General features: G+C 40.0%; 1 protein-coding gene. It reads left to right on the top strand.

The features are described 5' to 3' along the window. Positions 1-390: 390 nt before the first annotated feature. A partial coding sequence (locus FJR37_RS01805) for a tetratricopeptide repeat-containing serine protease family protein (protein ID WP_168465134.1) occupies positions 391-2,489 on the top strand: 2,099 nt, incomplete at its 3' end.

Consider the following 2,489-nt stretch of genomic DNA (forward strand, 5'->3'; position numbering starts at 1 on the left):
ACCCTAACCCTCCCCTTGCTAAGGGGAGGGGACAAAATACCCCACCCTAACCCTCCCCTTGCTAAGGGGAGGGGACAAAATACCCCACCCTAACCCTCCCCTTGCTAAGGGGAGGGGACAAGACTCCGGTTTCCCCCCTTAGCAAGGGGGGATTAAGGGGGGTAAATTCCCTCCTTTACGGGAGATTCCGGTTTCCCCCCTTAGCAAGGGGGGATTAAGGGGGGTAAATTCCCTGCTTTACGGGAGATTCCGGTTTCCCCCCTTAGCAAGGGGGGATTAAGGGGGGTAAATTCCCTCCTTTACGGGGGGACAAGATTCCGGTTTCCCCCCTTTACAAGGGGGGATTAAGGGGGGTAAATCACTACTAATAAAAACACTATTTAACTAATCATGAAACGTCAAATCGCCATTATCTCCTGCTTACTGCTGCTACCTTATCCAGTGTCAGCTATAGAAACCCAAATTAAGACGACAAAACTACTTACACAGACCTCACAAACGTGCAAATTACAACCAGCAGACCCAGAAAACGGTATTTATTCAGACCCACAATTACAAACCATTGCTAAACAAATTACAGTCAGAGTCAGAGACAAAGAAAGAGGCGCTTCCGGGACAATTTTCGCTAGAAAAGGTAACTCTTATTTAGTAGTGACTAATTCCCACGTTGTCAGAAGAATTAATAATATCAATATTATCACAGCCGATGGTCAAAAATATGCAGCTAAGATTTTACCTAATACTAACTTTGATAAATTCGATTTAGCTATAGTAGAATTTACATCTAATCAAACATATTGTTTACCATCAGAAATTGCTGACAGAATCGCCTCTTTTGATATTAACTTAGAAACACCAGTTATGGCCGCAGGATATGCTGTATCTGAAGATAAATTAGTATTGACAACAGGAAAAATACAACAAATCATTTCTCAACCCAGTTTAAAAGATGGTTATGAAATTGGCTATACTAGCAATATTCAACAAGGAATGAGTGGCGGTCCAATTATTAGTAGTTTCGGAAATTTAATAGGAATTAATGGCATTAGTTCCTATCCTTTGTTCAATACTGCTTATATTTATACCAACGAAAAACGCCCCACAAATACAGAAATTCAAGAATTTAGAAAACTGAGTTGGGGAATACCTATTAAAACCGTTTTAGCTCAGGTCAAACCAGAAGTTCTCACCGCTTATAATTTACCTATACCAGATATTAAACAGACAATAGCAGAAGTACCATTAACAGGTTGGTTAGGAGAATTAGAAGCAAAAGCTAAACAAATTACCGTCAGAATTGATAGCAGTAGCGGTAGTAATGGTTCAGGAATTATTATCGCTAAACAAGGTGATATTTACACCGTTTTAACTGCTGCTCATGTAGTTTGTAAACCACCAGATAAAGTAGGACTATGTGAGCCAAATACCTATAAAATCCTCACAGTAGATGGTAAACAATATCCCGTAGAACCAAGCACCATTAAATTAGAAGAAGGGGTAGATTTAGCAGTAGTGAAATTCACCAGTCAGGAAAATTATCAAGTTGCGACTTTAGCCAATTATCCCACCAAAGATTTTGAATATATGTTCACTGCGGGTTATCCCAGGTTAGGAGAAAAATCACCTTGGCGGTTCACATTGGGACAGATTTATAGTAAGGAACAAGGATTATTAGCCACTACCCAATCAGACTTTAACAATAACAGTTCGGGTACAGCCCAAAGTGCAAGTTCCTTAACAGGAGGATATGAATTAGTTTATAGTAGTATCACCTTTGGCGGTATGAGTGGGGGACCTGTTTTAGATTCCCAAGGACGAGTCATTGGTATTCATGGCAGAACCGAGGGACAAGCTGCTATTGATAATAATAGTAGTAGTGGCGGAAATATCCAATTAGGTAATAGTTTGGGTATTCCGGTGAGTACATTTTTGGCATTAGCTAACCGACTGAATACCCAAGCACAAAAGGTAGAAACCACCCCACCACCAGAACTAAATCAACAAGAAGTTAAGTCTATTCAAACAGCGATTTTATCAGTAGATGTTTCCCAAGGCAATACTACCGCCAGTCAATGGTTAGAAAGAGGAAATCAACTGTGGCGGTTACGTCGTTATCCAGAAGCAATACGGGCTTTTGACGCAGCAATTAAGCAAAAACCAAAGTTTATTCACCTGGCTTATTTTGGTAAGGGTTTGGCATTAGCTTGGAGTAAAAAACGTCCAGAGGCTATAACTGCATTACAGCAAGCGGTGCAATCTCAACCTGATTTTGTTCCTGCTTGGAATAATTTAAGTGTAGTTTATCGAGAATCAAACCAACTGGATAAAGCCTTAGCAGCCATAAATCAAGCCATTCAACTCCAGCCCAATAATCCTAATTTGTATAATCAGAAGTATGCAGTTTTAAGGGATTTAAAAAGATATAAAGAAGCAGCAGCAGCAATAAATAAAGCCATTGAACTCAGTCCTCGTGCAGTATTTTACAACAA

Source organism: Aphanizomenon sp. UHCC 0183 (assembly GCF_009712065.1).
Taxonomy (GTDB): domain Bacteria; phylum Cyanobacteriota; class Cyanobacteriia; order Cyanobacteriales; family Nostocaceae; genus Dolichospermum; species Dolichospermum heterosporum.